8 protein-coding genes are annotated in these 6,671 nt (G+C 42.5%); 1 reads left to right on the forward strand and 7 read right to left on the reverse strand.

Features of this window, described 5'->3' with window-relative positions:
• Positions 1 to 266: 266 nt before the first annotated feature.
• The 3 genes from JEP40_RS13175 to JEP40_RS13185 form a co-directional block, all read right to left on the reverse strand.
• Entirely contained in the window at positions 267 to 1,040 is a 774-nt protein-coding gene (locus tag JEP40_RS13175; RefSeq protein WP_198623893.1) for an SDR family NAD(P)-dependent oxidoreductase, read from the reverse strand.
• A gap of 60 nt (positions 1,041 to 1,100) precedes the next feature.
• Positions 1,101 to 1,802: a DsbA family oxidoreductase gene (locus JEP40_RS13180; RefSeq protein ID WP_198623894.1), complete on the reverse strand. Its 702-nt coding sequence runs from the start codon at positions 1,800 to 1,802 to the stop codon at positions 1,101 to 1,103.
• A gap of 85 nt (positions 1,803 to 1,887) precedes the next feature.
• The gene (locus tag JEP40_RS13185) at positions 1,888 to 2,994 is read right to left on the reverse strand and encodes an alkene reductase (RefSeq protein ID WP_198623895.1); all 1,107 of its coding nucleotides are present in this window, start codon (positions 2,992 to 2,994) and stop codon (positions 1,888 to 1,890) included.
• Between the two features lie 219 nt (positions 2,995 to 3,213).
• On the opposite strand from JEP40_RS13185, the gene JEP40_RS13190 reads away from it, so the two are divergent.
• The gene (locus JEP40_RS13190; RefSeq protein ID WP_198623896.1) at positions 3,214 to 3,543 is read left to right on the forward strand and encodes a thioredoxin family protein; all 330 of its coding nucleotides are present in this window, start codon (positions 3,214 to 3,216) and stop codon (positions 3,541 to 3,543) included.
• A 139-nt stretch (positions 3,544 to 3,682) separates the two neighbouring features.
• Here the strand turns inward: JEP40_RS13190 and JEP40_RS13195 are convergent, their stop codons facing one another.
• From JEP40_RS13195 to JEP40_RS13210, 4 genes are all read right to left on the reverse strand, one after another.
• Entirely contained in the window at positions 3,683 to 4,021 is a 339-nt protein-coding gene (locus tag JEP40_RS13195; RefSeq protein ID WP_198623897.1) for a carboxymuconolactone decarboxylase family protein, read from the reverse strand.
• Positions 4,022 to 4,038: 17 nt separating this feature from the next.
• On the reverse strand, positions 4,039 to 4,605 hold the full coding sequence (locus JEP40_RS13200; protein WP_198623898.1) for a TetR/AcrR family transcriptional regulator: 567 nt from the start codon (positions 4,603 to 4,605) through the stop codon (positions 4,039 to 4,041).
• A gap of 103 nt (positions 4,606 to 4,708) precedes the next feature.
• On the reverse strand, positions 4,709 to 5,266 hold the full coding sequence (locus tag JEP40_RS13205) for an OsmC family protein (protein ID WP_198623899.1): 558 nt from the start codon (positions 5,264 to 5,266) through the stop codon (positions 4,709 to 4,711).
• A gap of 602 nt (positions 5,267 to 5,868) precedes the next feature.
• Positions 5,869 to 6,624, reverse strand: coding sequence for a DeoR/GlpR family DNA-binding transcription regulator (locus tag JEP40_RS13210; protein ID WP_198623900.1), 756 nt, complete (start codon positions 6,622 to 6,624; stop codon positions 5,869 to 5,871).
• Between the last annotated feature and the right edge of the window lie 47 nt (positions 6,625 to 6,671).

Here is a 6,671-nt window from a genome sequence, read left to right on the forward strand (position 1 = left end):
GCATTAATCATAATTAGGTAATTTTAATAATTATATCTTGTTTTTAAATATTAAGGCCTGTAAACAAAATGGTTTAATTGGTACCTTTTAAATCGAAAAACAGCACGTATACTGTTAAGCAATCTCAGATGAAAAAACAATAAATTGTACCAACATCGATAGAGATTAGTTAGAGGCATTAATTAGTGAAGAACAATTCTTGTGCATTGTACTCTCTTTCTGTTTCAAGATTGGTTGTCAATATGGCATAAAATTGCTTTCATAAATCAGCGACGAACAGCCATAATTCCAGCATCAACGTCCCAGATAGCACCAGTCACCCAAGCGGCTTTATCTGACAACAGGAACATAATGGTGTTCGCTACATCTTCCGGAGTACCCACACGTCCGAGCGGATGGAAATCGTTCATGGCCTTCATTGCCTCTGCAATATCATCCTTGTCCATAAAACCTTCGTAAATAGGCGTATGTACAATTCCCGGTGATACAGCATTAACACGGATACCTGTGCTAGCTAGTTCTATAGCAAGATTACGAGTCAACGCGTGCAGACCCGCCTTCGCCATAGAGTAGGCTGAAGCAGGTGAGTCACCTAGAGCGGCTTGAGCACCAATTGAGCCCACATTAACAATAGCGCCTTCGTACTTTCCAGCCAGCATGTTTTTCACCACGTCTTGGGTAATAAAAAATGTAGCTCGATTAAGTGAAAGATACATGTCATAGTCCGTACCATCGTGTTCGATAAAACTCTTTGGAATGAAGATACCCGCAGAATTGACCATCAGATTAATATCACGATGATGAGTGTTAATTTCCTGTCGGATAAAGTTCATTCCATCTTCAGTCATTAGATTGGCCGCAATGACCGAAACGTTCCCGAACTGACTTAACTCTTCTTTAACTGCCTCCGCTTTGTCTTTTCTATTACCAGTCAGCACTACACTACCGCCGGCTTTCAGTACCATACGGGCGGTTTCAAGCCCCATTCCGCTTGTGCCGCCAACGACTAAAAGTTTTTTACCTTTGAAAAAATCGCTCATTTCTCACTCCATTTTTGCAGGTTATATTCAGCCAATACTTATACTGTCGATAAAGGGTATTTAAATGCTACAGCCATCAATGCCGCATGTTTGGCCGTTCGTACTGAGTAGAGCTTCCTGCTTTTCATCCCAGACCTGCAGCAAAGCGCTGAGAAAATTCTCTGCAGACTGAGCACCGCTAATAGCATACTTCTCATTCAACAGAAAAAGCGGTACGCCACTGACCCCCAATGAACGAGCATAAGTTTCATCGTCATGCACAGAGGCTCGTAGGCTCTCGTTATTTAAAGCGCTGCGTGCATCAGATGCATTCATACCAACTTCTTCAGCCAGCTTAATCAACTCTGAAGAGTCAAAAATAGAGCGTCCTTCTGTGGTTCCGGCCAGGTATAAACGTTCAGCCATCATATCGCCCATGCCTTCCTGATGTGCAGCAGCCAACAGGGTCAGCGCATTTTCAGTATCACCAAATAGCATGGTGTCAAAATTATACTGAAGACCTTCCAATTTACCGGCCGTTTCCACTTGGTTCATCATTAATTCAGCATCGTGCTGCCCCCCAAATTTTTTATACAGAGCCTCCCGAAAGGGCAATGGAGGACGATCGCCTGAAATACGAAAACCATGATGGCGTATCACGACACTATCTCGGTGTTCAAATGCGGCAAGCCCTTTTTCAAAGCGTTTTTTGGCTATCCAGCACCATGGGCAGACTAAGTCTGACCAAATATCGATAGTGATAATAGGTTTAAGAATTTCCATTTTTATTCCTAATAAATATTAAAATTAGTTCTTCCGGATGCCGTTACATTGGGATACCGCCGCATAAGACTCCGGAAGTAATGTCTTATTCAGCGGCCCAAAAAGGATAATCGGTATACCCTTTTTCAGGATTGCCGCTAACACCGTAGTAGGTAGAGCGATCGCTTTCTGCCAGTGGCCAGCCATTCCGCATTCTTTCAACCAGGTCCGGATTAGCAATGTACGGAACACCAAAGGCCACCATATCCACTTCATTGTTTTTTAGCGCCATTTCGGCAATATCACGGTTGAACCCACCCGCGGCGATTAACGTACCGGTGAAAGCCTTCCTGAAAGCTGCTTTGAATCCTTCAGGTGTCAGTGCTTTGGTATACTCTGGTTGATAGTAAAGATGCACATACGCCAATTCGCGTTGACCCAGCGCCGCTGCCATTTCATTCCAAGTTTCGTCTTCCCCCTCATAAGGGGCAAGATCGTAGATACGGCCATACGGAGAAAGCCGGACGGCAACTTTGCTGTTACCTATAGCGGATGAAACTGCATCGATAGTTTCCAGCAGAAAGCGTTGACGATTTTTAACAGAACCACCATAACCATCCGTACGTGTATTTAGTTCACTACTGAGGAACTGGTCAAAAATAAACCCGTTAGCGGCCATGATCTCAACGCCGTCAAAACCAGCATCCATTGCTAATCGAGCTGAGCTGACAAAATCCTGAGTAACACGACTAATTTCGTCTGTTTCCAAAGCGCGCGGGGCACTGGGTATGACAGGACCCGGTTCACCTGAATCTGTCAGCGCAAACACCGTCGTGTTGATTGCCTGCACAGTGCCTGAAGAAACAGGTACCATTTGATTTGGTAACAAAGAAACGTGAGACATTCGACCAACATGCCACAGTTGGGCAAAAATACGACCTCCCTTCTCATGCACAGCATCCGTCACTTTACGCCAGCCATCGACATGAGCATTTGTGTAAATTCCTGGCGTGTAGAGATAACCGCGAGCTTCTTCTGAAACTGGCAATCCTTCCGTTATAAGAAGTCCTGCAGACGCACGCTGCGCGTAATAAAGTGCAACAACATCATCCGCGACATCATTCATTGTGCGAGTACGGGTCATGGGGGCCATCACCACACGGTTTTTTAACTCAAGACCAGACAGGTTGTAAGGCGTGAATAACTTACTCATCGAATACCTCATAATTTGTTTATTTTATATAACACGGGCTAGGATGCAGTTGTGTACTGAACAATAGTTAACTAATGACACCAATCCACTTCATCCTCTGGAAAGTCGATAAAGCATATCACACCTATCTACTAGTTGATAGATTGACGTGAATTATTTATACTGCTACTTAAATCCAGTTACAACTGCAGAAAAACATAAATATCAGGAGAGTAAATCGTGCATGAAATAATCCATTATAACGAAGATAATTTTCGCGATATTGAACGCTATGAAGGAGTATCAGTAGTGCGCTTCTCTGCGCCTTGGTGTCCACCTTGTCAAGCAAGTGAGGCGTTTTTTAACGCATTCATCAATCAGCTTGATAATGACGTACAGGCAGGTAAGGTGAACGTTGATTTGGCGCCGGTATTAACAACAAAATACGAAATCTGGGGACTACCTTCAGTTTTGATATTTAAGGAAGGTCAGCTGATAAGGCGTATACCCGGTGTGAAATCAGCTGCTTTTTATGCCGGTGCGATAGACGATGTTAAAAAAGGGCTATAATGCCCTTTTTTATCAAAAATGATCTATTTTGCATAAATTCCGGTCTCATTTATTTTATAAATAATAAGACACCTAGTAAAGTTCATCAGATGCCTTATGCCTGAAAAATTATCAAATTATATCAGGATCATAACATCTATCAGCTTCTCATCTGGTTGATAGCATCTAGAGTACGAGCAGAATATACAGCGGCAGCACCGGCATTAAGATTAATTGCCACACCTAGAGCTTCTGCAATTTCGTCATCTGTTGCACCTGCATTAATCGCGGCTTCAGCATGAAAAGCTATACAACCGTCACAGCGGGTAGTGACTGCACAGGCGAGAGCGATAAGCTCACGAACTTTAGCACCGAGCAAATCAGTTTTACTACCTGCGCTACCCAGCGTCACCACGCCTTTCATAGTATCAGGTGCTAATTTGCCAAGTTGGCTAAGGCGTTGCATCAGTTCTGTACGGTAACTATTCCAATCTTGCATGGGATCCCCCTTTGTTTTTAAATTTTAAGAATCTGTAATATATGCTTCAAGCTACTACCGAATACCTCTGGTCTTCCGGTTGCCCTCGCCACGACACTGGCACCTTCGCATATATTGATAATCAGCAAAGCCGCATCGACAGCGGTCAGGTTTGAAGAAAACTCTCCTGTACTGTTGCCTTGGTCAACTATGCTAACTAACCATTTGATTTGCATATCAAAATATAACGACGTCTGCTCTGTAATGTTTTGAGGTAGATTAGCCGTCTCAGCTGAAAGTGCACAGCATAACGGCAGCAAAGAAGCTCGATAACTTTCTGTAAAAAGATCTACATATGCCGCTATTTTTCCAGCTGCCGAATTTTCTGTTAATTCGATCTGGTCAAATAAGTTACGTGTATCCAAAAATGCTTGCCTGACCACCTGTTCGCCGAGTATGTCTTTTGTCGGAAAATGGTGATGTATGCTAGCCTTAGTGATACCAATACTCTTAGACAGGTCAGCATAACTGAAGGCTGAATAGCCTTTCTCTCTCATCAAGTGCTCAGCCTCACAGAGAAGGCGTTCACGTGTCATTGTTGTCATGATATACCTCTATAATCTACTAGTTGGTAGATTATATTGTTCTCTAAATGATATCGCAAGACTCCACGCCACAGAAAACGGACTAAGGCGTTAACGAAGATAATTACACTAAGCGAGTTTCTATCAGCACAGGATTTGCGAGAGTATCATGGATAGGTGAATTTTCCGGTAGAAGCCTAACTAGCTCTTCGAGCTGCTCACGGGTAGCGGTATTGCTGTCTAGGCGTACGTTGACACGAATACTTTTGGCACCTTTACGTACATTTTGATCTAAACCAAGAAAGCCTTTCATATCAATGTCGAAATAAAGATCCAATTCGATTCCTTCTAACTCTATACCTTTTTCTGCCGCCATCAAGGTTAAGGTAGCGGTATAGCAGCCCGCTAAAGCCTGTAGAATATACTCCGTCGGACTCATACCAGTATCCGCCCCCAGAATTCCCGGAGGCTCATCACCGATATTTGAAAATTTTCCAGCGCGACTGTTATCCTCTTTACCATTCTGAAAAGATGACCCTGTTTCTACGCGAACCGCTAAACCACCGTGTGAGCGTGCTTTTACTTGAAACGACATGTTGCCTAGGCCAGGCTCTGCGCGTACGGCTTCGCGAATATTGCTGATAGCATTAGCCGATGCTTGGGGTTTCACTGCGTGAGACATATTCACTCCTAATAAAGGTTGATGACGATAAGTCACAATAAACTACCTACTAGTTGATAGGTTAACTGAATAAATATGTATTGTCCAGCCCCTTAAGCTAGAGCCATGGTACGGATCTACTTAAAAGACGAAAAATAGCCTATATCAAGGCAATTTTTTAACAAAACCATATACGATAAAAATATTTATTGTGGGAGATGAGCGAAGGCTAGGCAATCTAATTTCGATCGATACACTTCGACTAAAAGAGGGGTCATGCAGCAGTTTGATCAATCCATATAACAAGAAATGTATACAAGTGGCAAACGCATTAAAATAGATTTTACCTACACATTCGAGGCTAATCATGACAAACATAGCACGCAGCGAAACAAAGCTTCTGATGCGTGAGAAGTGCTACCACGGCCATCTTGAACGTAAACACCACCTTATGGAAATACATTGAAGATATAATATTATCTGGTACTACAGAGCCTGCATTATAGAATCGTATAAAATACTCTGACCTATTTCCCTCTAATGAGCATATCGTCAATACCTACATCACCAAAACGGAGAGATAACGATAAGTAAGTGAGGCGTCACTATTCAATACTTTAAAATTAACATGTTATTACCGTTGTATATTTGGAGACCTCAGCAATCGCCTCTTTATCAGCAATGTCATTGGTTATTAGCGCGGTAATCTCGGACCAGTCACAAATCTTAAACAAGCTACTTCTCTGGAACTTAGTATAATCCCCTAGAATATATTTCTTTTCGGAGTGAGCGATGATTGTTCTGTCTATAAATGCATCAGATGAAGATGGAGTGGATGGACCGGCCATATTACTGAAACCATCTGTTCCGATAAAACATAAATCAACGTTAATGTCATTAATCATCGATACAGCCCAACCACCGAAGACGGAGGAGCTTTTCTTCCTTAGTTCGCCACCAAACAGAAAAACTTGGTTATCCGACTCAATCAGAACACTTGCTACTGGCAGAGAATCTGTGAAGATCTTAAATCCCGATTTCATACATAGCAGATTAGCCAATTCGTAATTAGAACTCCCTGTGCCGATGATCATTGAACTATTCGGGGGAACAAACTCAATAGCTTTTCTAGCGATGGCTTGCTTAAAGGAACTGTTTTCTTTTTCTCTAACCTGAAAAGGATGTTCTATAGCTCCTTGTTTTAAAGTTGCGCCTCCATGGCTTTTAACTAGTAATCCTTTCTGCTCAAGAAAGGTCAAATCTTTTCTGATAGTTTCATAAGTAACCCCATATTTTTTGGCGAGGTCACTGACGTACACGGTTCCTGCCGAAATAATTTCCTCAAGGATCAATTTTCTTCTTTCTTCAACTAGGTACATCCTTCCTCCAATCAACCATTGAATATCATGTAAGTACAAATCATATC

The sequence above is a fragment of the Proteus vulgaris genome (assembly GCF_016239305.1).
Taxonomy (GTDB): Bacteria; Pseudomonadota; Gammaproteobacteria; order Enterobacterales; family Enterobacteriaceae; genus Proteus; species Proteus vulgaris_C.

What these genes read in the sequence shown, in the direction of transcription:
- JEP40_RS13195 (WP_198623897.1), bottom strand. Translation starts at nt 4,021, where the DNA reads ATGCAAGATTGGAATAGTTACCGTACAGAACTGATGCAACGCCTTAGC.
- JEP40_RS13175 (WP_198623893.1), bottom strand. Translation starts at nt 1,040, where the DNA reads ATGAGCGATTTTTTCAAAGGTAAAAAACTTTTAGTCGTTGGCGGCACA.
- JEP40_RS13210 (WP_198623900.1), bottom strand. Translation starts at nt 6,624, where the DNA reads ATGTACCTAGTTGAAGAAAGAAGAAAATTGATCCTTGAGGAAATTATT.
- JEP40_RS13185 (WP_198623895.1), bottom strand. Translation starts at nt 2,994, where the DNA reads ATGAGTAAGTTATTCACGCCTTACAACCTGTCTGGTCTTGAGTTAAAA.
- JEP40_RS13200 (WP_198623898.1), bottom strand. Translation starts at nt 4,605, where the DNA reads ATGACAACAATGACACGTGAACGCCTTCTCTGTGAGGCTGAGCACTTG.
- JEP40_RS13205 (WP_198623899.1), bottom strand. Translation starts at nt 5,266, where the DNA reads ATGTCTCACGCAGTGAAACCCCAAGCATCGGCTAATGCTATCAGCAAT.
- JEP40_RS13180 (WP_198623894.1), bottom strand. Translation starts at nt 1,802, where the DNA reads ATGGAAATTCTTAAACCTATTATCACTATCGATATTTGGTCAGACTTA.